Raw genomic sequence first — 26826 nt, forward strand, 5'->3', positions numbered from 1 at the left:
GCTCCTCCTTTCAATCCAACATAAACATATAAAACCGGGGCCCTGAAAGAACCCCGGTTTTATATGTTTTACACAGTTTATGGAATGTACTTTGAATCAGCATTACCTGATGGGCCTATTGAACCCCGGCTGTATAAATCAGCGGGTTCTGTGCATCATCATCCAGCAGATCCCCGACTTTCAACCTGGTTACCTGCGCATCACTTAATATATTCTTTATGCCGTTAAATCTAGCGCCATCAGGCATATAAGCGCAGGTCATCGCCCTGCGGAAGCCATTGGTCATATTGGCTCCTGCGCCGTGTATCGTTAAACCATTATGAAAAGAACAGCTACCCGCCTTCATGGGTGCAGCAACAGCGCTTTTAGTTGCAAGCTGTGGGTAAACCTGGAATATTGCATCCATATTTTTCCCGATACCCTGGTTTTCAAAACCGGTTTCATGATAAGATCCGGGAATAAAATACAGACAACCGTTTTCATTTGTAGCGTCGTCTAAAGCTACCCATATTGATAGTGCCCTCTTATCGGTGAACGACCAGAAAGGCGTATCCAGGTGCCACGAAGTAGGATTCGCCCAGGGACGTTTTATGAGCACCTGGTCATGCCAGATCCGGGTACCATCCCACCCTGCTAATTCTGCGGCCATTTTGCCCAATCTCTCATCAAGCATAATCTGCCTTGCCGCATCGTTTGTTTGCCAGATATTAATCATCTGGTCAAACACCTTTCCAAAATATTCACTTTCCTTATTGATCCCGTCGTCTTCCCCCATTTTTTTATCACTACCAGGCATTTTCCTGCCATCCCTCTGTTCAACGGCCTCCATAATAACCTGCCGCCAATGGGAAAGTTCTTCCTGGTTAAGAAAGTTCTCAATTAATAAAAATCCATCTTCCCGATAAGATTGAATCTGCTTTTGCGTGAGTAACGTGTTCATATATCTGCAACTTTTTTTGAAAAATATCAGGCACACCAGGCAAATACCTGCAGGCCCATAGTATTATTATTTTGCCTGTATTAACTTAACGGGGCCTAACAAACCAGCGTCATATTTACTAAAATCGGGCACACCTACCCAGCCCCAGGTGCGGAGCTTGCCCAGATCCGATTTCATCCACATTTCATTGACCATCAGGTTCCCGACCCGTATTCTTATTTTATTTTCTCCCTCCTGCAGGTATTTGGATATATCAAATACAAAGGGCGCCCATAGCCGGTCTCCAACGGGTTTATCATTTACAAACACTTCCGCCATATATTTTACATCACCAAGGTCAATAGAAGTCCGGGTATTTACATCTTTCAGCACAACAGGTATTTCATAATCAATATATCCTGAATACTGCTGAAGTCCATAAGCATACCAGGATTGCAGGGTGCAGTTTGCTTTACTGCCAACAATAAATTTCAACGGGGCAGTCAGCGTCTGCTCACTTTTGACGGCCCTTGCAAACGACAGCAATCGTGCATCAGCAGGCAAGTCAATTGACGCCGCAGCCACGTCTGTTTTTACGCCATCCATCCAAACCGTTGTGCCAATCATATTATCAGGGAACACTACTGTTTTTGCACCAACTGGTATATTGACCCTCCAGTAGTGGTAACCGGTGGCATCATTATCCTTTATTTCATCCTTCTGCCCATCCCCGTTCCGTTTTTGCGCTGTCATAAAACTGGTATACTTCCATTTTGAGTCATTATATGCCAACAACATAAGATCTTCATTTAACCCGTTGTCGGCTAACGTGAATGAAGTGGCCGTGGTTTTATAAACAGTGTCTTTCCCCGGATAACTGATGGTCCATTTATCATCGAGCTTAATTTCTTTTAAATCAGATTCATGCTGTACCAATGGATTCATATCGCTTGTTCCGGGCTCAAATACAAGCCAATAACCTTCATAAGGTTGTAAAGTCATTTTTACTTTGTTATATCCCTTCTCCTTCACGTATGCAACGGGTGTACGTTCCCCGGTTTCACAATTCCATATCTGCGCCATGCCATCGCCATCCCTGAGCCAGGCTGAAAAATTTCTCACGGTATCGGAGTTATTGGCAAGCCAGTAAAAGTGGTTATTGGAAATAGTTCTGTGAGCAGTGTAGAGCCGGCCTGAGTTTTCCAACCTGATTTGTGGCCTGACCCTTTCATTCAAAGCAGTAACCATTTTACTCAGCCTGTCTTTGTCTCCCGACAGATCAATAACATTGGGCAACCGCTTTAATGCATTCATCTGGCTAATAACCAACGCATCTTTCATACCTTTCTCCGGCGATCCTTCTGGTGTTGTACCCAGGAGCAGCACAACGCCTCCCTTTTTAGCAAATTCAAGTATCTTACCTGAAACGGCATGAGAAATAACACAAGCCGGTGGAAGAACGATCGCCGAAAAGTTGTGGTCATTAATAGTGATCTTTGCACCGCTATTAATGGCTCCTGTTTTTCCTTTATCCAGGTAATATTTATCAGCGATTAAAAAGTCGATGTTATTTTTATTTAATTCTCTCATAGCATCGGAATACACCTGGTTGATCTCGAGTGAAAGCGTATCCCAGACTTCTTTGCCTTCCAGCAAGCCAAAATTTTCCTCATGTGTAAAAAAGCCTTCAGCATTTGCCCAGATACTTTCAAGCGGGTTTACCAGGAGAACATCCGCCACAAGCTTACTTTGCCTGTTCACAAAAGCAGTCCGCCTGGAAAAGTCCGTCCAGTTATGCAAATAAGGCCAATATGGATTTTCGGTAAACCAATCCGGCGGATACGGATCCTGTTCAATTTTCCGGTTAACGTTAATTCCATGTGGCACCACGTGGTTAATACCAAATGATGTAATAGCATTAATGGTCATTTTCATCATAGCGGGTGTTTGCTCCCATCCTGCAACGCCCATAATTTCACTCATAAAAGGACGATCTTCCAATTCGGCTATTGTTTGCACTTCCTTAAAATCATGAACATCCTGCGATTTCATTAAAAGACAATCTGTTCCGGGCATAGTTGCTGTTCTTGTAATGCGCATAAAATCGCCCATGGCGGCAGTTTGTAACAACAATGATTCTTCCCACAGATTGGAGATGTAATACATATTGTATTGTTTGAGCCAGTTCACCAAAGGCTCAAAGTAACATTTGTTATATACGTCTGAAACAACATCAAACCAATCACAACGGGCTTTTGCAAACAAACCGTTGTTGTCCTTTTCTGTTAAAAGGGGAAGCCATAAACGAATATCCTGGTTTTTCATTTCCTTATACCGTTTGGCAAGATATTCTGACCACGCCATACGCCAGCCATAGTCGCCTTCATTGTCAACAAAAACGCCAGGAATTGTTTTCCCCATATCATTTGCAAAATGTTTGGCATACTGCGCGTGAACAAGCGGGATGAAAACTTCCATTAATCTGGGATCGAGATAGTTAACTTTCCCACCGTCAATTCCGGGATGGAATCTTTTTGTGTAAGTATACACCACCCATTCGCCCGGTGGCGCCGTCCATTTGAAATGGCTTCCTTCTCCAATGATCCGCAGCGATGAGGCATCAATGGCATTGCCGGCTATTTTACCTGCCACGGCAAAATCTGTTGAATCATAATAAACGGTCGATTTCCCCGTTACCTTATACCGTTTCCAATCCAGGTATTTTGCCTCCAGCTCAGGATGCTGCGCTAATACCCGTCCTGCTGCCTGCCCACTTGGCCAGTCGTATTCATCACAATAACCCAGGGTAAATCCTTTGTTCCTTGCTGCCTGCATAGCATTCCCGAAACTGCTGAACCAGGGTTTTTCCAGGTATTGCTTATATGGCAATGAAGAAAATGCCGGGTTTAAACGATCCATTGAACCCCGGGGATGTGCATATCCGGGGTTCAGTCCCTGCTTCATCATTTCCTCTGCCATAGTAGCCGTAAAATGCTCATCCCTGATGGTATCATCCCAGAACCAGAAAGTATGGGGAGCATAGAACATTGGGGGGCTAACAAACATTTGTTGAACCGTTTTAGGGTCGCTATATTTTTTTTGCCATTCAGATTGCCCGGATATATTCAAAGTAATTGTCAGCAAGCAACCGGTAAAAAAGATGTTCAGATATGTATATTTCATTATTGTTTTGAGTTAATAACTGGTATGAATATTATTTTCAATAGAAATCCATCAATGCTACACGCGATATTAATTATAGCCGGGGTTCTGCACTAACTTATCGTTCTTATTCATTTCACTCCTTGCGATTGGTAAAAAGTAGGCCTTATTATCCCACTTTCCACTTGTGATCTCCACGGGGGTAATATCAGGAATGGTGGCAGTTGTATGATCGGGATTCAGTTTGTACACCACCTTAACCCCATGCATTGGGTGATAGGCTTCCGGCCCGATCATCCAGCGGCGCACATCAAAAAAGCGGTGGTTTTCGTACACCAGTTCAATACGCCTTTCATTCCGGTATCTTGTTGACAAGGCTGCGCCGGCATCCATTACATCAGGCATGGCCGCTTTTTTCCTGATCATATTAATGTAGGTGCGTGCTTCCGCCTCCTCTCCCAATCCAATACAGGCCTCTGCATAATTGAGTATGATTTCGCTGTAACGGATGAAGCGCCAGGTGAGGTCATCCTGGTGATTTACATACATATCGGTTTTGCGGTTTATAAATTTAAGCATACAGGTACCGGTATTATTATAACCGCCTCCATAAACCACGCTGTTCCTGCTATCTAACCCATACGTATACACGATTTTATTAGCGGCGGCATCCCACTTTTCCCAGGTACCTACCTGCAAAACTCCTACGGGATCGGCTGCCAGTAAGCTGGATGGCCTTGACCTGAACCTTGCCCCTTCGTATAAAATGGAAGCATAAAAACGCGGGTCCCTGTTTTTATATGGTTCGAGGTTCTGTGCAGGGTTGGTTCTGGAGAATTTAGTGCCATCACTCATTTCATAAGCATCTACCAATTCGCTGGGGGCGCCGTTTGTTTCAATACCGCCATATCCATTTGGGAAAACCTGCCAGTAGTCAACTCCCTGGCTTACGGAGGCATTGTAATAACGAATAAAGATGTCTTCTATACTATTTTTTGAGATAAACAGGTCCTCATAATTCTGAACAGCCTCCTCTGTTGATGCAGGACCGGGCTGATACAAACCATATATGCCCAGGTCTATTACAGCCTTAGCGGCCGCTTTGGCTGCCTGCCAGCGTTGCTTCCTGTCGCCATCTACATATCCCAGGAGCTCAGGGTTGGAAAACCCGGAAAATGTTGTATTATGAAGATCGCTGGCCGCATAAAGCAATACTCTTGATTTAAGCGCCAAAGCGGCGCCTTTTGTTACTCTTCCTTTGTTGACACCTGTATTCACCAGGGGTAATAATGCAGCTGCCTTATCACATTCACCGGAAATAAATTGCACGCACTCTGCATAGCTGTTCCGGGCGGCGGAAAAGTTGTCTGTTAATTTATAGGATTTCGTAACCAGGGGTACACCGCCAAAATAACTGATGAGCAACTGATAATACCAGGCCCGGAAAAAAGTGGCTTCGCCCTTCAACCTGTCTTTTAGTGTAACGCCATCAATCAGCGCCGGATCATCCGGCAATTTGTCTATATTTTCCAGGAATATATTGCAGTCCCGGATAGCGCTGTACCTGCCGTTCCAGTCGCCCCAGCCTGCATTATCAGGCGACATCAGCATGTTGCTCATATTATAATCATTTCCCGCATCATAGCATCGGGCCTCATCTACAGCCAGCGAAGTCATGAAGAACGACCAGGGGTTCTGGTTATAAATGCTGTTCATGTTCAGTTGTATGAGGTTGGGATCAGACCAAACATCCGCTTCTGTAAATTGCGTGGAAGGTTTTGTATCAAGGAAACTTTTGCCACATGATGTTAGCAGCAGTGACATAAACCCGATAGCGATATATATTAAGTTTGAGTTTCTGTAATTCATACACTTTGATTTTAGAATGTTGCCGTTAATCCTACGTTAGTGGTTTTGTTCAATGGATATACTTCACTGTTCACCCAAATGGAGCCTGGAGCGTCGTCAGGAGATTCAGGATCGAAATCCTTCATCTTTGTAAACGTTAAAAAGTTTAGGGCGCTGACATAGAGCCTCAGCGATTGTATGCCTATTTTTTGCGCAATGCCGGATGACAGGTTATAACCAACCTCAAAGTTTTTCAATCTTAAATAATCACTGCTTCTAACGAAGTAGGTATTATTAGGTTCCCCATCTGTCATCCAATATGCGCCACCACGCTCCCATACTCTCGGGTTAACAGCACTTGGATGTTCCGGTGTCCAGCGGTCTTTTACAAGGTTGTACATAAAATTCCCGACACCTGGCCCGCCGGAAAAAGTCCGGTAGGATCTTTCCGCACCGGCCGCTCCCTGGAATAATACATTTGCGTAGAAGTTCCTATACTGTAAATCGATACTGAGCCCGCCGGTAAATGTTGGTATGGTAGTTTTGTTGCTTCTAACCTGGTCCTGTCCATCAATCTGTCCATCGTTATTTACATCTTTGAATATAATGTCTCCGGGGCGGGCGCCTGTCCAATGAGGGTATTTATCAATCGCTGCCTGGTCTGCGAATACACCTATTGCCTGGTAATACAATCTTGCGTTCATCTGGTTGCCGGTAGACTTCTGATAGTCGGGCACGCCGGGTGTTTCATCCCAGAACCTGATATGATTCTTTGCCCAGGCGCCGTTGGCAGACACCTGGTATTTGAAATCGCCGGCACTACCGCGATATGATGCCTGTAATTCAAAGCCTTTGTTAACCACTTCCCCGATATTTTCCTGCGGCAGGCTTAATCCGGCAGAACCTGGCACAGAAGCGTTTCGGTAGGCCAGGATATTGGTACGCAGGTTGTAGAAATAATCGGCGCTTACCGCTAATTTATTATTGAGCAGTTCCACATCAGCACCGATATTGGATTGATTGGCTACTTCCCAGGTAACCCCGGCGTTTGGAATACGTAATGCTTTCAACGCCTGTTGCGGAACATTTTCATTAAATACATAACCACCATTGTAGCCATAGGTTGTAAGGTATTGATAGGGCCCTATCCGGTCGTTACCTGTTTTTCCCCAGGAGCCTCTTATTTTCATTTCATTGATAAAAGCGATATTATCTTTCCAGAATTTTTCATTAGAGATCCTGTATCCCAGGGATATCCCTGGAAAAAAACCAAATTGCCTGCCGGCCGGATCAAAAATATAAGAGCCATCGTACCTCCACACAAATTCAGCGAGATACTTTGCGTCATAGGCATAGCTTAGTCGTCCGAAATAATCTAACCTGCGGGCCACACCGGATGATCCTCCATTATCTTTTAATTCATTACTTCCTAAATCCAGTTCGTCAAGAATATCGCTGGTATAGTTTCTCCTGAAAGCCCAGAAATTCATGTTATCACCGGCAATACGTTCCGCCGCAAAAAGAACTTTAATATCATGCTTATCAAAAACCCTGTCATAATTTAACAGCGCATTGAGGGTTACATTAGAATTGTTATCCATCCACTGTTGCAGTCGCGGATCAGTGTTTCCTTTCTTGGATGCTACCAGCAGCGGAGTTCCATTGGCATCTAAACTTGTTTTATCCCAGGTATAGAGGAACCATGGCTTTCTGAATTGTTTGGTACTGACAATAGTTCTGTCCATTGCTGCATTACCTGTTAACGACAGTCCTTTTATCCATGGAATAGTAACCACGAGCCTTACATTACTCTGAAAAATATAACTTCTTGATTTGGTGTACCCCGTGGCATCTGTAACCAGCACTACCGGGTTAGCGCCATATTCAATATCCGGTCCGGGCAAGCCATTAGGCCATCTCGCGGGCCAGGTAGGAAAAGACCTGTTTAATGCCCAGAAAACATTTTGTGCCTGATCGGCGCTTCCCCCGTTGGCGCCGCCGCCTGAATAGTTCCTGTTTTCCTGCCGCCCAACCACATCAAAACTTAAATGGATGTTGTTAGTAACTTTTGCGTCAATATTACTTTGAAAATTAGTCTGCGAATAGTTGGTAGCTCCGTCCCTGAAAATCCCGTCGGTAAAATTCGATCCAAGTGAAATGAAATACTTTATGGCCTCAGCGCCGCCTGACAATGTTAAGTTGCCATAGCGTTGCGGGGAATTTTTCCTGATTGTTTCTTTAAACCAATCCGTATTGGGATGCCCCCAGGGATCAGAGCCATCCTTATACTTCTGGATATCTTCTGCCGAATAAGGCAATGGGTCGCCGGGATGATAAGCAGCGGAAATTTCATTCTGTAACTGTGCATAAAGGGGCGCATCCGCCATTTTGGGAAGAACGGTAGGTGTATTCCATCCCTGGTTCAGGGAGAATTGAATGGTGGGCTTACCGGATGCGCCGCGTTTGGTGGTGACAAGGATAACGCCATTGGCCGCCTGTGATCCGTATATCGCTGCAGACGCATCTTTTAAGATCGTAACAGATTCAATGGTGGCGGGGTCCAGCCGTTCCAGGCTTCTGCCGGCAATGCCGTCAACAACCACCAGCGGGGAATTATCGCCAAGTGTATTGGCCCCACGTATTCTTAAGGTGGATCCGTCATTTCCAGGCTCGCCTGTTCTGGTAATAGCCACCAAACCAGGTAACCGGCCTGCTAAGGAATTGGAGAAATTACCTGCCGGTGATTTAACCAGGTCGCTTCCTTTAACAGAAGCAATGGAGCCTGTCAGTGTTTCTTTTTTGCGGGTTCCGTATCCAACCACCACAATGTCATTTAACCTGGCATTGCTTGGGGTAAGCATCACCGTTAGTACCTCTCCATCTTTCATGGCTGTTACCTGTTTCACTTCATATCCTATAGAAGAAAAAAGCAGGACTGCACCCTTAGCAACGCTAATCTTAAAGGAGCCGTTTTCATCAGTGGTTCCACCGGCAGTCCCGCCTTTTATTCTTATAGATACATTGGAAACGGGTTGACTGCTGTCTGACACAACATTACCGCTTACCACTATTTTTTGCTGAGCAAAGGAAATTTGTGAGATGCCCAAAAGGAATAGCAATAAAAATGATGCTTTGATAGGCAATAGAGAATCAAATTGCTTGTTTAACATAACATGAGATTTTGGTTTTAAACATCGCTGGTAGTGGAATTATTTACAATTTAGAAATGACGGTTACTGCTGTGCGGCGGCAGGCCGACAGGTGGTTGATGCATTCATAAAGATTAATTTTTCAAACGTGAATTTAACCCCCGGTTGCTGATCTACAGCCGGAATGAAACGTTGATATCATCACAAAAAGTGCTACTTTTATATGAAAACTTTCTATCAAAAATTTTCCGCCATAAAACAATTTAAAGTCAGTCGGAACTTTAATATTTCAGTAATCATCTATCCTGTTTTTCAATTAAGTTGGTAATGCAAAGTAACCTGAATCTAAAAGGTGCAGTGATAAATTCTGATGGAATCATTTAACTTTTTGACACACCAATGAAAAATAAAAGGAATCAAAATGTCAATTACCTGACAGTAAATGAAACAGACGAACTGTGGGGATTATACACCACTACTATTGGTTTCCAGGTTATATCGCCCAATAGTGACTACCCTCCTAAAAGCCATCCTTCGGCATATTGGTTCAGTCCCAATACCGGAAGGGTATTGCAGGAATACATCCTGCTGTACATTACAGAAGGAGAAGGTTCATTTGAATCGGCAAGCTGCAAGCTAACTAAAGTCGTTGCCGGTACTATCCTGTTGTTATTTCCCGGCGAATGGCATACCTACCGGCCGCTTAAAGGCAAAGGATGGAATGAATACTGGGTGGGTTTTAATGGCAGTTATATGAAACAGTTAACCGGTAATCTTTTCTTTTGCAGGAAAAGCCCGGTCTATAATGTGGGATTTAATGAACAGATTGTGGCCTTGTTCAACCAGGGTATTGAGACAGCCAATTACCAGAAAATGGCCTACCAGCAGGTACTTGCCGGTATTACCAGCCTCCTGCTGGGCTTCATCCTTTACGCTGAGAAAAACAACTCTTTCAGAGATAAAGCCATCATCGCTCAGATTGATAAAGCAAGAATGATGATGCGTGAAAAAACCGGTGATGATGTTACTCCCGAATCCATCGCTAAAACGCTAAACATTGGCTATTCCTGGTTCAGAAGAGTATTTAAACAGTATACAGGATTTTCACCCGCACAATATCAACTTGAAATAAAATTGCAGAAATCAAAAGAATTGCTGGCCAGTACGATTTTACCGGTAAAGGAAATTGCCTTTCACCTGAACTTTGAGTCTGCCAGTTATTTTGTAACGTTCTTTAAATCAAAAACGGGATTATCGCCCGGTGAATACCGCGATAAGATAAAAGGCAAATAAAGCGATGAAACATAATTACCTGCAACGGAGTTTCATTCAACGGCAAATGTTTTACGATAAGTATTAGGAGAAAGGCCAACTTTCTTCTTAAAGATCCTGGAGAAATAATAAATGCTGTCGAACCCCGTTTGATCTGCGATTTCCTCCACGTTAAGCAATGTTGATTCAAGCAATTCTTTTGCCCTCTCTATGCGTAAATTTAAATGATATTGATTAGGCGACAGCCCCGTTACTGCTTTAAAATTCTTCCTGAATGCAGAATATCCCATAGGCAATTGCCGGGCAAGTTCCGGGATATCTACAGGCTGCTCCAGTGATTCCTGTAGCAGGAACTTTGCTTTCATTATTGCCTTTTCCAGCGGGCTATGATCATATTGTTTACTGAGCGATATGGTATTGACCAAACCGAGTATCTGAAGCGTCAAACCCGCAATCTGTTGTGAGTAACCTACAAGCGAGGCATTTACAACATCAATCATCTTTTTAAATAATACCAGCATATCTCTATCCAGCCCTGTTTTGATACATGGCCGATTGGGATCAAAAAAGCCCTGTTTCATCAGTTGATCAACATAGTACCCATGAAAGCCAACCCAATATTCCTCCCATCCCGAGCGGATATCCGGCCTGTATCGATGCCATACTCCCGGGAAAAGAAAAAAACAGGTTCCCTCCTCAATTTCCACCGGCTCGGTTAATGCCGAACAGCATGTTCCTTTTCCTTTTGAAATAAATATCATGTAATAGTCCGTCAGAATCCTTCCCCTGTTCCATGTAAGCTGATGGCTTTGGGGATGTTCTTCTTTGGGATAACGTTCATTCGGTGTTACTTTTGAATACCCCACCGTAGTTACATAAATCCCCCATTTCTCCTCGATTGGACCTGTATTCAGATATTTAAAAAAGTTATTACCCATTGAATTATCTTTTCTCTTAAATATTGGTGGCAACCGGCGTTATTAAAGGAGGGAAATATTTCCGCCGATCAACAGCATAACGTGTTAAAAGATAAAGTTAGCAAAAATGCCTTAGCAGATAAAATAATGTGGAACTGAATACATGAGGGTTATTGTTGTGGAGCAATTATATCTCTCAGCAGATGCATCATAAATAAATTCACTTCCCATTGCGAAGCTACCGGGGTATTACCCGACGAAGTAGTCCACATATAAGGCGGTGGCCCAAACTCCGTTGTAATGGTAAGCAGGGATATCCCTTCAGCTTCTTTTTCCCGGATGATCCAGGACCATAGGCCGGTAAAGTAGTTCAGCGGCTCCGCCCATTCCGGCAGTCGTGGATCAGGTATCTGCGGTCCTTCAGGAAAACCCACACGGGCATGTATATGTACGGTGCGTCTGATTGCTTCGTTAACCGTTTCTTTGAATCCTTCAAGATAGCTTTCTGTAACACAAACCCAGTGTGAGAAATCGGCGGTTACTTTCATGGAAGGTCTTAGCTTAAACAGTTCTTTTGCATTCCCCGGGCTGAATCCTATTCTTCCCCGGTGCGTTTCATGCGCGATAACAATATTATTCTTCGCTGAAAAATTTTCCGCCGCATCAATAACGGCAAGTTGTTCATTGATCGTGAAGAAATCTCTTCCTGAATGCGAATTAATAATTACCGGTTCACATTCCATTGCCGCATTCAGATGATATTCAAAGCTCCTGCAAAAGGTTTGTATATCTGCACCTTTCGCCTGATGTTGTTGCACAACTATTGGTAATCCCAGTTCTTTGCTACGTTTGATAAATACCTTCCTGTCATTTTTATTTTCGGGCAGCCAGGAATCCACGCCGTCATATCCTGCGGATATTACCTTTTCGAGAAAAGCCTCTACGGGGATGTTTTCGTGGCCCCATCGTGTACAAAGGATTTTTATCTGCATGTTATCAACTAAAGGCTTTGGATTTGTGAGAAATTGCTTCAATAGGGTAGAACTTTAGCTTACAAAAATAGGTGGTGGAGTCACCGGTGAAGAAACATAAATGAGATTTTTCTTGTGTTTTCTGACATTTCTTTGGGGAACGACTGTGACGATAGGCAGCATGATTGTTGTGGATCGATCTTATTAAATGGTAAACTGATACACCTCATCTTTTGACAGATCCTGCCAGATCTTATATTTTATAATAATCGACCTTTCCAACAGCCACCGTCCAAAAATATCCTGACTTTTCCAGATCCTGATCCATTACCTCTTTTGCTGCTTCATATGAGCCATCTGCTTTCATTTCAGCAATAGCAGCTGCTATATCAGTGGGAACTGTTGCTCTCCAAACTCCAACAGAAATTTCTAAAAAAGAATAACTATATGGTACTTCAAAGTCATCAATTTCTCCGTTATTTTCATTTGTTAGCAAAGCTACAAGCTCATTAGCCGGAAGTTTAAAAGGGTTGATGCCATAAATATTGAATTCGGAATTTTCAGAATAGGGTCCCTGACATTCGATAAATTCCAGTAAACCATTCTTATCAAGATCAAATCTAACATCCAAATTATTATAAAAAACCTGATTTTCTTCCTCGTAATCCGGGTTACCAAGTAAACTTATAAGATCATTCTTTGTTTGACCAAAGCTTATCTTACTTTCATTTATTATAATTCCGTCTAATGGTTTCAATGTAATTCTGTTCATAGCTTTTTGCAAAATAGACTCTATTTTAACATTAAAATTTTATTTAAGCATTTAAAGTTTTTACCAAACATCCCCCGCAGCCTCATTTCCCCGATAGAAGATAATGACCAATCTAAAAATTATTAACTATTTTCGTTCACTAAGTCGTGTGCTCGCATATTGAGCGATAGGAAAAATTATAGTCCGGTGCATTACCCGGAAGAAACCGGCATCTAAATTATTGCGTCACAGCAACTGTTCAGACATTTTTGATATACCCTCCTGCGAAAGCTCCTATTTTCAAAATTATTTTTTAAGATGAACTGTTAACGGTATAGGATTGAGCAACAACAATTTAAATACGGAACCGGATGAGCGGGAGACACTGAAACTGGTTGCACTGGGGGATGAACGGGCATTTAGTCGCATCGTCAGAAAGTACTCCCAGGTAATCTATCCCTACCTGCTTTATTGGCTTAAATCGCCTCAACTGGCCGAGGAAGTGGCCCAGGATGTTTTCCTGCGCCTCTGGAAAAACAGGCACAAATTACCGGATATCAGCAATTTCTCAGGCTATGTATATGTGGTTTCACGGAACTGCGTCAACTCCCAGTTTGAACGCGGATTATTAGAAACAGCTGCGCCGGATGTGGCTCAAATCGATCTGGCGCTGACCAATCCTCAAACAGACCTGGAGACTAAAGAACTGGCCACCATTATGGGGCAGGCCATTGAATCCCTGCCACCACGACGCAAAGAAGTATTCCTGTTGAGTCGCAACGAACAGTTAACGTACGAGGAAATTGCCGCTCGGTTGGGGATTTCGAGAAGTACGGTGAGAGAGCATATGGTGGAGGCATTAGTCTTCCTGCGAACTTATTTAAAAAGAAATGCCGGGATCATTATCACCCTGTTATGGGCGTTAATTAACCTGTTGTAAAGAGATGATTAAATAATTACCAGATTTTTTTTATTCCCGACCCGTCCTACCCTTCTTTAAACCGGGTCTTTATTACTGATTACAATGACTGAAGAGCAACTGACATATTATTTTGACAGATACGCCCAGGGAAACCTGAGCAAAGAGGAGCGTATTGTGTTCGCTGACCTGCTCAAAGATCCGGCTAATAAGGACATGGTAGCGCGGATGCTGGACCAGGATTGGCCACTATGGGAAAACAATCAACAGGATTTTTCGCAGGAAATTGCCCGTATTGAACAGGGGGTGACCGCCAGGATTTATGCTGACCAATCCCTCCCAGATGTGCGTCCTGTACCTCGTATACATTCCCTGAAGAAATGGGGCCGGGCCGCTGCGGTATTGATTCTGTTTGGCGCCGGCACCTATCTTTATTCGACCTCCAAAAAGACGGCAGGGGATTTCGTAAAAGGAAAAGCAATGCCCACTCCTGATATTTTACCCGGATCGAATAAAGCACTGCTTACTTTATCAGATGGAACCGCTATTACACTAGATAGCGCTGCCAGGGGCGCCATTGCCCAACAGGGTAATTCTTCGGTTGTTAAAACAGCCAATGGCGAAATTATTTACGATGTGAAGGGGCACTCCGAAGGCAAAGTGATGATGAATACCATGTCCACCCCGCGCGGCGGGCAATACCGCCTCACGCTTCCTGACGGTACAACCGTATGGCTTAACGCGGCAAGTGCTATTACCTTCCCGGCTGCATTTACAGGGAATGAGCGCAAAGTAAAAGTAAAAGGGGAAGTGTATATAGAAGTGGCGAAAAACGCCAAAATGCCTTTCATCGTGGATGTTGACGGGCAAACCACCGTTGAAGTGTTAGGCACCAGTTTCAACATTAATGCATATACTAACGAAGGTATGATTGCCACCACACTGGTGGAGGGTAAGGTCAGGGTGTTGGCGGGTAGTATAGCAGCTGCTGCTGCATCATCCGACCGGCAGCTTACGCACCAGGCGGTAACGCTGCGTCCTGGCCAGCAAGCCTTACAGCCGGATAACACCACCACCATCACCATTAATTCCGGCGCCGACCTGGAACAGGTGCTAGCCTGGAAGAAGGGCATTTTCAACTTCACGGGCAGGCCGTTTCAATCCATCATGAAAGACATTGAACGATGGTACGATATTGAGGTTAAATATGAAGGAACTATTCCAACAAGGAAATTGAAAGGAGAAATGGACAGGGGCGTTCAATTAACTGATTTGATTCGCTTTCTGCAGGGATTCGGCCTGCATGTGGAACTGAAGAACAGAACATTGGTCATAGGAGAAAAATAAATAAATCCCTGTCAGCCGAAATATGATATATACTTTGCCGGCAGCCAACCACCGGAACAGATCCGTGTATACGTGGATCACCTGTTCCGGACGATGAATATACTGAATAATTATCCCGGCAATTCCCTCTTAAAAGGGCCAGCATATACAATTCCTTACTCAAAACGAAAAGCCAATGATGGGGAAACATCATTGGCCGGGTAGTTTAGGTAACATTCAAAACAAAGTCTGCACAGACTGCTTATTAAGCACCTAAAACAGTTCCAAAGGTATGACAAAAACTGCTTTTTGTGGATGGCCCTCCCGTGGGGGTATCCGTCAAGTCACCAAAATCTTGTTAGTAATGAAACTAACTGCATTTTTTCTTACAGCCGCTTTTCTCAACGTATCGGCCATTGGATTTTCTCAAAATGTAAATTTCTCGGGCAAAAATGTATCGCTCGAAAAAATTTTCTCTGTTGTAAAGCAACAGACCGGCTACCTGTTTTTATACCAGGAAACTGATCTATCAGCAGCCAAACCTGTTACCGTTACGGCCACCAACGAGCCACTATTACAGTTCCTTGAAGAGGTGTTCCGGAACCAGCCTTTAAAGTACCTGATTAGCAGCAAAACCATCAGCATATATCCGGTTGCAGCGCAGCCCACCGGAAATAAGGTTACAACGGTTGGTGAGCTTGCGACATTTCCTTTCAGCGGCGTTATTCTTAACCGCGACGGGGAAGCGCTCCCCGGCGCCAGCATCGTTATCAAAGGCACCAGAACGGGTACTGCAACAAAGACTGATGGCTCGTTTACCATCAACGTTAATGCAGGCGATGTTTTAGTGATCAGCAGGATTGGATATGGAAGCATAGAATTAAAAATGACCTCCGCCACCAATGCTGTTGTAGTGTCTTACCCGGCTGGCAAAGCTGACGGGGCAGCTCTTAAAACCGGTCAATCCATCTCTTCCGGTTCAGGCGGTTTTAATTTAATACTCCCTCCATCTGTTTCTAAACTTGATGAAGTGCAGGTTATTGCTTACGGCACCACCACACAACGTTTTAATACAGGCAGTGTTAGCAGTGTGAAAGCGGAAGACATCGAGCGGCAGCCTGTAAGTAACGTGCTCGAAGCATTGCAGGGGAATGTACCAGGACTTTTCATCACGCGTTCCAGTGGTAACGCTGGCAGCCAGATGAATATTTCCATCCGTCAACAGCAATCCATCCCGCTACCCACCGGCAATAAAAGTATGCCGCTATTCATTATCGATGGGGTGCCATTCGTGGAAACGCCATTTGCCAGTGCAGGAGCCTCCGGTGAAATAGATCCCATGAACTCCATCAACCCTGCCGATATCGCTGAGATATCTGTATTGAAAGACGCCGATGCAACTGCTATTTATGGCTCCAGGGGCGCTAATGGTGTTATCCTGGTGACCACAAAGAAAGGCAAAACCTCCGAACCACATTTCGATTTCAATATTTATACAGGCGCCGGTAAAGTAACCAACTATTTACCGATGCTGAATCTTTCCGATTACCTGGCTATGCGGAGAACTGCTTTCGCTAATGATAAAATAACACCCGGTTTTTCAAACGCTCCGGATCTCACTATCTGGGATACAACAAAATCCAGGAATTTCCAGAAAGATTATATCGGCAATACCGCCAATCAAACAGAGGTTACCGGCGCATTTTCGGGTGGCAGTCAATATTTGCGTTACCGCTTTTCCAATACCTTCCGGCGTGAAACGACGGTATTTCCCGGCGACTGGGGATACAACCGCTATTCATCCCACCTGAGTATAGACAATACGTCGCGCAATGGTAAATTCACGCTGGCCGCTTCGGCCATGTATACCAAAGAATCCAATAACCAGGTGGCCAGCGACATTACCCGGTCGGTGTACATATTACCACCCAACTATCCCGTGCATAACCCCGATGGCAGTTTAAACTGGACAGGTGGATTCACCAATCCTGATTCCTACCTGTTGCAATCGGCCAGGTTCAAGTCGGATAACCTTTTAGCAAATGCCACTTTACGATATACGATATTGGCAGGATTAGACGCAAAGGTGAGTCTTGGGTATAATAAAATAGCTCAAACCAACGAAACATATCTTCCTAAAACCTCCCTTGACCCGAATAGTGGCTCAGGTGAATCAGCGGCTACGTATACATCCGACTATATTGAAACCTATATCGTGGAGCCGCAACTAACTTACAACAGATCGCTGGGTGGGGGTACACTGAACGTGCTGGTGGGTGGTACCTGGCAACAATCCAGCTTTGCAGAACCATATTATGTAAGAGCCACCGGCTTCTCCAACGATAAGTTGATGAGCTCCTGGACAGCAGCTTCTGATATCACTTTCAAAAGCAGCAGCTTTAAAGAATACAAATATGTTTCCGCATTCGGACGCATCAACTATGTACTGAAAGATCGCTATCTGTTCAACCTCACCGGCCGCAGGGATGGCTCTTCCCGTTTTGGTCCGAACCGTCAGTTTGGTAATTTCGGCTCCGTTGGTGCAGGGTGGATTTTCAGCAGTGAGCAGTGGGTAAAAACAGCCATTCCATGGTTAAGCTACGGTAAACTCAGGGCCAGCTACGGAACAACGGGGAATGACCAGATCCCGGACTACGGATACCTGTCGTCCTATGGCAATCTTTTTTATCAATATGGTAGCGCAGGAATTTATCCTTTGCGAAGCGCCAATCCCAATTATGGATGGGAGTCCAACCGCAAACTGGACATTGGCTTAGAAACCGGATTCATAGAGGATCAGCTCTTCCTTTCGGCTTCCTGGTTTTCGAGTCGTACTGATAACCAGTTGGTGACTGCTCCCCTCTCTTCCCAATCGGGATTTTCTTCCTTTATCGGTAATATGCCGGCATTGCTGCAAAGCTCCGGATGGGAATTTGAGTTGAAAACAAAGAATATCAACCATAAAAAATTCTCCTGGAGCAGTTCTTTTAATATTACCATCCCCCGTAATAAGCTCATTTCCTTCCCTGGTTTAAAAACAACCGCCTATGCTTATGTATTTATTGAGGGACAACCTATCAACACTTATAACGGCTATCATTATACAGGCCTGAAAGATGGAATTGCTACCATCGCGGATCTCAACAAGGATGGGAAATTTACAACCGGCTTGTTAGAAACAGCAAACGGAGATTACCAGATTATATCCTCCAGTATTCCCGATTTCTATGGCGGGTTCAGTAACTCGCTCAAACTCGGCAGGTTTCAGTTGGATATCCTGTTACAGTTCGTGAAACAAATCAAATCTTCCGTTCGCTCCGCAGTAGGAATGCAACCGGGTGGATTGTCCAATCAGGACGACAAAATCATTACTGATGGCTTCAAGCCATCTACGTTGTCCGGCAGTGACGCTACTTATGCCTATAAAAATTACTACCTGTTTTCCGATGGAAACTATTCAGACGCCAGTTTTATAAGACTTAAAAACCTGAACCTCTCTTACGAGCTTCCAGGTTCCTGGACAAAGGCGATCCGGTTAAAATCAGCCGGGGCATTTATCAGGGCGCAAAACCTGTTTACCATCACCCGTTACCTGGGATTTGATCCTGAAACCGCCGGTGCAGTATTACCACCGTTAAGACAAATTGCCGCTGGTATCCATTGCTCACTTTAAACAATAGGGAAATGAAAAAACAATGCTTTTTATATACTTGTATCGTGTTATTGGCCGCCTCGCTCCTGAATGGTTGTAAGAAACTGATCGAGATAGGGCCACCAAAAGACCAGCTGGCTTCCAACAGTGTATTCCTGGATTCAACTACGGCGGAAGCAGCTATGATAGGGTTATATGCCAGTGTGGCGAACCCGAATCCGGGCAATGATTTGGGCACTTCCGTTACCATGTTCAATAGTATGTCGGCCGATGAAACGTACGCATATGCCATGAATTATTACGATGATTTTACGAATAACTCCTTAACTCCCATGATCTACTACGTAGATGGTTTATGGAGCACCATGTATAAAAATGTGTACATCGCCAATTCCGTTATCACCGGGATGGCTGAATCTCCCTTATCTGAATCATACAAACAAAGGGCTGCCGGGGAAGCGAGGTTCCTGCGGGCATTATGCTACTTTTACCTGGTGAATGAATATGGCGCCGTGCCATTAGTGTTGTCTACTGATGTAAACAGCACTACCACGCAACCCCGTGATAACGTGGATGCCGTTTATGACCAGATAGAAAGAGATCTTACAGATGCGCAAAAAGTACTGCCTGCCACCTTAGACATCTATGGCGGCATGCGTATACGCGCTACCACCTGGGCTGCCGATGCCTTACTGGCCAGGGTATATCTTTACAGGGGAAAATGGCAACTGGCTGAAAGCATGGCTACTGCCGTCATTAACAATCCGGGAATGTTTAGTATGAACGACTCCCTCAACCAGGTGTTCTTAGCTAACAACAAAGAAGGCATCCTTCAATTTGTAAATGGTATCAGCAGTTCATGGATCGCCAACAACTTCGTTCCTTCTTCATTCAGTACAACGCCTAAATTTGTAATCAACGACAGCCTCTATAATAATTTTGAACCCGGAGACAGGCGAAAAACCAGCTGGGTTGGCTATAAAAGCTATGGAGGTATTAACTATCCCTACCCTGCAAAATACAGGTATATGGCAGGTGTGGGCGCAGTGGAATATAACCAGGTATTGCGTTTGACAGAGCAGTTTTTAATCCGCGCTGAAGCCCGTACACAACAATCCAACTACATACAGGCAGCAGCTGATCTTAATAGCGTCCGGTTAAGAGCAGGTTTATCCAACACGAAGGCCAACGACAAAGCCACGCTGATGGCTGCCATTGAACATGAGCGCCGCATTGAATTCTTCTGCGAATGGGGACATCGCTGGTTAGATCTGAAAAGATTACCCGGCATCAATAACCCTGCTATCTCCAGGGCCGACGAAGTTTTATCGCAGCTCAAAGGAGGCCAGTGGCAGTCGACAGATGTTCTTTATCCCATTCCGCAATCTGCCATTAATTCTAATCGAAACCTGGATCAAAACAAAGGATATTTCTAGCGCCAGGTAAAAACCAAACATATGATGCGTTATCAATTATTCAGGCAATGGCTGCCTGCTGCCCTGCTCATGACCGGAACGGTCGCAGCAAAGGCACAATCCGGACAAGCAAAGCCGTTCATACTAAAGGGGCAGATAACTGCCCCGCAGTACCCTGTCAAACTTTATCTTCAATACGAGTTGAATGATAAAGAGCGGGCAACTGATTCCGCTACGCTGCAAATGGATGGACATTTCACCTTCAGCGGCAAGCTGAGCAGACCGGTATCTGCAAAGCTGTACATGATGCCACCGGGTGGTAAGTATGTTTCACGAAATTTCTACCTGCAACCTGGAAAAGTAGACATCCACACAACCAGTTCCCTGGATTCAGCTACTGTGAAAGGCAGCCCCAATACGGCTGTCCTGGATGAATTTGTTCAACATGGAAATAAGTACGCAAATACTTTTACCTCCCTGAATACAAGAGCTTATTTCAACCGTGGACTGAAAGATTCCCTGCTGGCTATTAATGCGGAGCAGGAACAGGTAAGAAAGAAATTTGATGAGGAAGTAGCCGGTATCATCAGGCAGCACCCGAACGCCTATGCCTCCTGGGACATGGTTTATAGTTACCGTATAGCTTTAGATCCTGAAACGGTTGCCCCTTTATTCGAAGCGCTTAGCCCGGCGTTTAAAAATTCGGCAGATGGAAAAGCTTTGGCAAAACAGATCGCTAATGTCAGGAAAATAATGGTGGGTTCGCCCGCTCCGGATTTTATGCAGGCAGATACAGATGGCAATGCCATCAAACTGTCTTCCTTCCGGGGTAAATATCTGCTGGTTGACTTCTGGGCCAGCTGGTGCGGTATCTGCCGCGCAGAAAATCCCAACGTACTGCGTGCCTACAATGCTTACAAAGACAAAGGCTTCACCGTATTGGGCGTATCGATGGACGATTCGCTGCACCGCCCTCAATGGATACAGGCCATCCGGGATGATAATATGCCCTGGCAACAGGTATCTGACCTGAAAGGAAGAAATAATGAGGCTGCCATCCAATATGGTATCAAGGGAATCCCGCAGAATGTACTCATAGATCCTGAAGGCAGGATAATTGCCAAAAACAAACGCAACAGGGACCTGATGAACACCCTGATGGAAATCTTTGACCGGGGGCATAATATGCGAATGGATGGAGAGATAAAAGGCGAGAACGACAGCATCATTGTTTTTAAATATTACAACCGCAATAGTTACCAAAACGATACGGTGTCTATCCACAACGGCAAATTCACCTGGCTTGCTGAAATGCCGGAGCCACAGCGGGTGAACGCCACCATCCTTCCAAAAGGTGAACAGCTTAGCTTCTTCTCCGATATCGGGTACCTGCAGTTATCAGCTAATATCGATTCGTTGCCAAATTTCACATTAGAGGGCTCCGATATCCAGGATGAAGCCAATGCCTTTTATGCAACTACCAGGGAACTTAGTCCGCAGCAAAAGGAATTGCTGCAACAACTCACGGATGCCTCACAAGAGGAAAGGTCCAAAATAGGAGAACACTTGCTTACCCTGACAAGAAGCCGGTATACGGCTAGCGTTAAGGACTATGTAGAGAAACATCCCCTCAGTTTATTTTCCTTGCAACTGGTAAAGGATATGGCGGAAGATATGTCGGGGCCCCGATATAACACTGTTTACCCGCTTTATGCATCGCTGCCGGAAATAATCCGTGGAACGCCCACTGGCAAAAGGATAGCAGGGATGTTACCGTTGATGAAAAGAAGCGCCGAAGGCGCAATGATTGCAGATTTGTCTCAAGCCGATAGCAGCGGACAGGAAATTTCCCTTTCCAGCTTTAAAGGGAAGTATGTACTGATAGATTTCTGGGCGAGCTGGTGCGGGCCTTGCCGTGCCGAGAATCCGAATTTGCTGAAAGCATACAATAGTTACCAATCCAAAGGGTTTACAATCGTGGGCATCTCCCTGGATACTGATGCCAGCAAGTGGAAGAAGGCCATCAAAGATGATCAACTGCCCTGGACACAGTTGTCTGATCTGAAAGGCAGGGAAAATGCCATTGCAAAGTATTACAACGTGCGGGGCATACCCTGGAATATCCTGGTTGACAAGGATGGTAAGATCGTTGCTAAGGATTTAAGAGGCTTTGCCTTGGAGGAGAAACTGCTGGAGTTGATCAGGTAGATGACCGGTTTTATTGCCTTATGTCTTCAAAAAATGAATTATTTAATTATATTATTACCTTCATGTATGAAACAAAACCCAACGGTATTATATCAGCATGAAGCGAATGAATAAACGGGAGCTGCTTTTTATATGTCTTCTTATAATTTCTTTTTCCTGCGTGGCGCAAAGCCAGGGAGGCTTTGTGGGGTTTGGTCAACTTCCCGTAAAAACCCCGGATTCGCTGTTGCAGCGACTAAGGCAGGCCGGTGATATTAAAGCAAAAATGCTTGCCACGGAGCCTTTAATGGCATTTCATGCTGCTCACGGCACAACAGATTCGGTTATCTTTTACTCCCAACAGATGATCGACGCGCTAAACAATAGTGATATAAAGGCCCGTGACAAGCTCCCCTATCAATCCACCCTGTACCACACTTTAGCGAAAGCTTATAGCGAAAAAGGGTTGTATGATGAGGCGCTGCGCTATTACCTCGAAGGCATCCGGTATGCAGAAGCGCTGAACAATGGTGCTGCTGTCAACGAAAATAAACTGGGTATCGCAAATGTATATTTTGCCCGGAATGAACACAACAAAGCCATTGGGGCATATAACGATCTGCTGAATACCTCCCATGATGAGCAACTGATACATATTGCGTATCAACAACTGGGCATTATCTACCTGGAGAGAAAAGATCTCGTGAAGGCAAAAGCCTATGCGGAGAAGGCGATCGTATTCTTCCGGCAGGAACACCAGTTAAAAAACGAGCTTCAAACAAAATTAATCCTGGGTATTGTCGCTGAACTTAGTCAGCATACAGAAGAAGCATTTTCTATATACAACGAAGTAAAAAACCACGCAGCCGCCAACCAGTTTTTTGATCTATATATTAACGCAGGTCAAAGATTAGGTGATCTTCTTATTGCTGAGAAAGAATATGAAGATGCCAAACGGTTACTTTCCATGGTATATGCAAATGCCATCCAATGGAACGACATGAAGGCGCAGCTAAAAGTGTTGAATAGCCTGCGAGCCGTACACGCAGCCACTGGCGACTATAAAAATGCCTATGCCATCATGACGCAGTACATGGGTATTTCCAGGGAAATACTGGATCTGCAAAATAAAAAAGAGATCAATGAGCTGGAAATAAAATATCAGACCGTTCAGAAAGAAAAAGAGATTTTAAATAAAGAAAACGAACTGCAACATCAAAAAACAATAAAATATAGCCTGTTAATAGGATTCCTGGTGATCCTGTTACCTGTTATCGGCCTGTTGTATATGTATTACCAGAAGTTGCAGGCGCAAAGCAAGCTGAATGCCACCATGGATGAAGTGAATCAGCAAAAGATAGCCGTGCTGTTAAAAGATAAGGAACTGGCATTGCTGAAAGCCTCTGTGAGCGGGCAGGAAAAAGAACGAAAACGAATTGCAGAAGAACTGCATGACAGTATTGGCGGTAACCTTGCCGCCATTAAGCTTCGCCTTGCCCATCAAAATAATGTGACTGGAATAAAAGAGGTGATAAAACAGATTGATGACACCTATCACCAGGTGCGTGATCTTTCACATGATCTCATTCCACAGAAGTTCAATAATACCGGGTTTACAGAACTGATTGCCGGTTATCTCAGGCAATTTGATGTTCCGGGGAACGCCAAAATATCTTTCCAAGCTTATCCCAGGGAAGAAATAGATCTTATTGGCACCACGCTGAAAGTGGAAATCTATAAGATCATGCAGGAGCTGATCACCAATACCCAAAAGCATAGCCAGGCATCGAAAGTTGAAATACAACTGACAAAGATCGATGGTTTGCTAAAGCTGTTGTTTGAAGACAATGGCAAAGGTTTTCCTGTAGAAACCACCAAATATGGCATTGGGTTTCAGAATATACGGGAGCGGTTAAAATTATTTGATGGGGTGCTTTCTATTGACTCCTTTCCGTCGAAGGGCACCGTAATAGATATTGAAATATCCTTAAAACCAGAATGGTATGAAGCATAATATTATTCTAGCAGATGATCACAAATTATTCCTGGAAGGTCTTATCAGGCTGATAGAAAAGGACGAAAACCTGCATATCCTGTATTATGCGCATAATGGCAAGCTGGTGATGAATTACCTGGACCAGCATCCGGATGAGCAGGTAGACCTGGTAATCACAGATATCAGCATGCCGGATGTGGATGGCATCACGCTGAATAACCACATTAAAGAAACACGGCCGGAAATCTGCACGCTGGTGGTGAGCATGCACACCGACAATAATATGATTGATGCCCTTATTCAGCATCATGTGGATGGTTTCCTATCAAAAAATGCAGATTCCGATGAATTTCTTAAAGCGATAAAGATGATCCTGAAAGGTGAAAAGTACTTTTCAGACGCTGTAAAACAGGGTTACCTTAACAGTGCTTTTTACAAGGAAAAAGAAACCCTTGAAATGCTGACCTCGCGGGAAAAGGATGTGCTGAAATTAATTGCAGAAGAATACACCACCCAGGAAATTGCCGATAAACTCTTTTTAAGCAAGCATACCATTGAAAGCTACCGCAAAACACTTATCCTGAAATTAAAAGTACGCAACCTGGCAGGCCTCACCAGGTATGCTGTAAAGCTGGGACTACTCAGCTAACCCCCTGAAAACAGGGTATTGATTTTCACTGAAAACCATGTTGTTGCCCGGCATGCGACGGTATACCTTTGTTTCAAATAAAACGGGATGATAGTTTTTTTTGGAATGAGGGAAAAAAAGATCGGCCTGCAGCCAGTGTATCAGCACTCCTGCAATCATTGTTCGCAGAGGAAAAGTCTGCACATACAAACGAACTGCGTTTACCTTCATGTGTTCTGGATACCTGTCTTTCCCATTTATAAAAAAGCTTACAGCATTTGCAGCAGTTGCCGGCAGGCATTAGCCAGCAACGCCATGCCTCCGGACTTACATACAAAAGCCCGCGAACTAAAAAAACAAGCGAAAGTTCCCTGGTACCTGTTTACCGGTTCGGGCCTTGTAATGCTGTTCATCATTTTTGCAATTTTCATTTCTAATACTAAAAATTAATCACCATGATTTACGGAATCTCTCTGATCTTATTAAGCATCATTGCTGTCCCTTCCCTGATACTATCCAGAAAACCCAACGCAAAGGAATTGTTGGAAAAAGTAGAACCTTACCAGGGATGGATAGGCATTATTTTCTGCTTCTGGGGGATCTGGGGTGTAGTAACTGCCGTACTCCATATGGGCTGGCTTACCGCCGCTCCGATTTGGTGGACCACATTAACAGCTGGCAGCCTTGTAGAAGCCTGCCTGGGTTTTTTACTCGGATACCCGCTCATCACCAAATTATTCCTCTCCAAAAGCGAAAAGGCGATGGAAAAGGCGGTACAGATCCGGGCGAAAATTGCCCCCAAACAAGGTAAGCTCGGCATATTGGGCATTATCGTAGGCGTATGGATGATTGCTGCCTCTTTGATCTTTACGATAGCGTAGGAAGTTATTCTTCAGCAATTCAAAAATAAAACCAATGAAAAAAATATTATTGGCCGCAATGATGCTGTTTGCAGCATTGTACAGCCATTCACAGGGAAAAGAGAGTTCCATTGAAGTCAGGGGCGTTGCTAAAATAGACAGGGAGATTGAATCCTACCTGGTAGATTTTGCTATAGCAGCCGAATATGGAGAAGGGGAAGGGAAAAAAGCTTTTGAAGATCTTAAGAATACCTTTTTTGCCAAAGCGAAAGCGGCAGGCTTTGAAGAAAGCCGGTTTAAAGAAGATAAAATGGGATACCAGGCGTTGCAATATTACAGGGAAGGCAGCTTATACACATTTGAAACCCGTAACAAAGAAGAACTTTTAAAAGTTGTTAAACTGGCAAATGGAGTGGTGGTGACTATCGTAAGCACCCGGTTAAGATATAAACCTGTTAAAGACAGCGAAAAACTATACGCTACTGCATTCAGCGACAGCAAAGAAAAGGCTGCCACCATTGCAAAGGCCATCGATAAAAAATTAGGTGCGGCCATTACCGTGACAGATCTTACCTCACCTGAATCAGTATCTGAAGAAAACTTCTACTATAAGCCGGTAACAGATCAATATTACTATCTGTCTGTTAAATTTCTGATAGAGTAATAGTGATTTGCTACCGGCCTGCCATTCATTGTTATTACCCCAATAATTAAGCGAATAAAAAAGAAGAAGCTGTCTCATAAATAAATGAGGCAGCTTTTTCATTTTAGGCTTTAAGGATGGTTTTATCCACAATTTGCAGTTGAAAAAAAGGGAAGTTGTAAGTGTTTACGCACCAGAAGTTATTGTGTAA

18 protein-coding genes and 1 pseudogene are annotated in these 26826 nt (G+C 44.2%); 11 read left to right on the forward strand and 8 right to left on the reverse strand.

What is annotated here, in order from left to right; genetic code table 11:
* Positions 1 to 115: 115 nt before the first annotated feature.
* From ACLHR0_RS30585 to ACLHR0_RS30600, 4 genes are all read right to left on the reverse strand, one after another.
* The gene (locus tag ACLHR0_RS30585) at positions 116 to 940 is read right to left on the reverse strand and encodes a phytanoyl-CoA dioxygenase family protein (RefSeq protein WP_436491581.1); all 825 of its coding nucleotides are present in this window, start codon (positions 938 to 940) and stop codon (positions 116 to 118) included.
* A gap of 66 nt (positions 941 to 1006) precedes the next feature.
* Positions 1007 to 3985, reverse strand: coding sequence for a glycosyl hydrolase (locus ACLHR0_RS30590; RefSeq protein WP_436491582.1), 2979 nt, complete (start codon positions 3983 to 3985; stop codon positions 1007 to 1009).
* Between the two features lie 186 nt (positions 3986 to 4171).
* Positions 4172 to 5950: a RagB/SusD family nutrient uptake outer membrane protein gene (locus ACLHR0_RS30595; protein ID WP_436491583.1), complete on the reverse strand. Its 1779-nt coding sequence runs from the start codon at positions 5948 to 5950 to the stop codon at positions 4172 to 4174.
* 11 nt (positions 5951 to 5961) lie between these two features.
* The gene (locus ACLHR0_RS30600; protein ID WP_436491584.1) at positions 5962 to 9099 is read right to left on the reverse strand and encodes a SusC/RagA family TonB-linked outer membrane protein; all 3138 of its coding nucleotides are present in this window, start codon (positions 9097 to 9099) and stop codon (positions 5962 to 5964) included.
* 378 nt (positions 9100 to 9477) lie between these two features.
* Here ACLHR0_RS30600 and ACLHR0_RS30605 point away from each other — a divergent pair, with 378 nt between their 5' ends.
* Positions 9478 to 10371 (forward strand): AraC family transcriptional regulator, encoded by an 894-nt coding sequence (locus tag ACLHR0_RS30605; RefSeq protein ID WP_436491585.1) that lies wholly within the window; start codon positions 9478 to 9480, stop codon positions 10369 to 10371.
* Positions 10372 to 10403: 32 nt separating this feature from the next.
* Here ACLHR0_RS30605 and ACLHR0_RS30610 read toward each other — a convergent pair whose 3' ends face one another.
* From ACLHR0_RS30610 to ACLHR0_RS30620, 3 genes are all read right to left on the reverse strand, one after another.
* Positions 10404 to 11288 (reverse strand): helix-turn-helix domain-containing protein, encoded by an 885-nt coding sequence (locus tag ACLHR0_RS30610; protein ID WP_436491586.1) that lies wholly within the window; start codon positions 11286 to 11288, stop codon positions 10404 to 10406.
* A gap of 149 nt (positions 11289 to 11437) precedes the next feature.
* Positions 11438 to 12259, reverse strand: coding sequence for a sugar phosphate isomerase/epimerase family protein (locus ACLHR0_RS30615; RefSeq protein ID WP_436491587.1), 822 nt, complete (start codon positions 12257 to 12259; stop codon positions 11438 to 11440).
* Positions 12260 to 12491: 232 nt separating this feature from the next.
* Positions 12492 to 13022, reverse strand: a complete 531-nt coding sequence (locus ACLHR0_RS30620; RefSeq protein ID WP_436491588.1) for a hypothetical protein — start codon at positions 13020 to 13022, stop codon at positions 12492 to 12494.
* Between the two features lie 307 nt (positions 13023 to 13329).
* Here ACLHR0_RS30620 and ACLHR0_RS30625 point away from each other — a divergent pair, with 307 nt between their 5' ends.
* The 8 genes and pseudogenes from ACLHR0_RS30625 to ACLHR0_RS30660 form a co-directional block, all read left to right on the forward strand.
* Positions 13330 to 13929 carry an RNA polymerase sigma factor gene (locus tag ACLHR0_RS30625; RefSeq protein WP_429050446.1) on the forward strand — a complete coding sequence of 200 codons (600 nt, stop codon included), beginning with the start codon at positions 13330 to 13332 and terminating at the stop codon, positions 13927 to 13929.
* Between the two features lie 84 nt (positions 13930 to 14013).
* On the forward strand, positions 14014 to 15255 hold the full coding sequence (locus ACLHR0_RS30630; RefSeq protein WP_436491589.1) for a FecR family protein: 1242 nt from the start codon (positions 14014 to 14016) through the stop codon (positions 15253 to 15255).
* A gap of 343 nt (positions 15256 to 15598) precedes the next feature.
* A complete protein-coding gene (locus tag ACLHR0_RS30635) occupies positions 15599 to 18907 on the forward strand; it encodes a SusC/RagA family TonB-linked outer membrane protein (RefSeq protein WP_436491590.1) in 3309 nt (1102 codons plus the stop codon).
* Between the two features lie 11 nt (positions 18908 to 18918).
* A complete protein-coding gene (locus tag ACLHR0_RS30640; protein WP_429050449.1) occupies positions 18919 to 20322 on the forward strand; it encodes a RagB/SusD family nutrient uptake outer membrane protein in 1404 nt (467 codons plus the stop codon).
* Positions 20323 to 20343: 21 nt separating this feature from the next.
* Positions 20344 to 22509: a redoxin domain-containing protein gene (locus ACLHR0_RS30645; RefSeq protein WP_436491591.1), complete on the forward strand. Its 2166-nt coding sequence runs from the start codon at positions 20344 to 20346 to the stop codon at positions 22507 to 22509.
* Positions 22510 to 22606: 97 nt separating this feature from the next.
* Positions 22607 to 24502, forward strand: coding sequence for a tetratricopeptide repeat-containing sensor histidine kinase (locus ACLHR0_RS30650; RefSeq protein WP_436491592.1), 1896 nt, complete (start codon positions 22607 to 22609; stop codon positions 24500 to 24502).
* Positions 24492 to 25133, forward strand: a complete 642-nt coding sequence (locus ACLHR0_RS30655; RefSeq protein ID WP_370908014.1) for a response regulator — start codon at positions 24492 to 24494, stop codon at positions 25131 to 25133. Before ACLHR0_RS30650 ends, ACLHR0_RS30655 begins: the two co-directional genes overlap by 11 nt.
* Before the next feature lie 105 nt (positions 25134 to 25238).
* A pseudogene (locus ACLHR0_RS30660) lies at positions 25239 to 25364 on the forward strand (hypothetical protein); the annotation flags it as partial.
* A gap of 17 nt (positions 25365 to 25381) precedes the next feature.
* Here the strand turns inward: ACLHR0_RS30660 and ACLHR0_RS30665 are convergent.
* A complete protein-coding gene (locus tag ACLHR0_RS30665) occupies positions 25382 to 25543 on the reverse strand; it encodes a hypothetical protein (protein WP_436491594.1) in 162 nt (53 codons plus the stop codon).
* Between the two features lie 24 nt (positions 25544 to 25567).
* On the opposite strand from ACLHR0_RS30665, the gene ACLHR0_RS30670 reads away from it, so the two are divergent.
* Positions 25568 to 25993 (forward strand): hypothetical protein, encoded by a 426-nt coding sequence (locus ACLHR0_RS30670; protein ID WP_370908015.1) that lies wholly within the window; start codon positions 25568 to 25570, stop codon positions 25991 to 25993.
* A gap of 34 nt (positions 25994 to 26027) precedes the next feature.
* A complete protein-coding gene (locus ACLHR0_RS30675) occupies positions 26028 to 26636 on the forward strand; it encodes an SIMPL domain-containing protein (protein ID WP_436491593.1) in 609 nt (202 codons plus the stop codon).
* Positions 26637 to 26826: the final 190 nt, after the last annotated feature.

Origin of the sequence: Chitinophaga sp. ARDCPP14 (assembly GCF_051362515.1) — a bacterium.
GTDB lineage: Bacteria > Bacteroidota > Bacteroidia > Chitinophagales > Chitinophagaceae > Chitinophaga.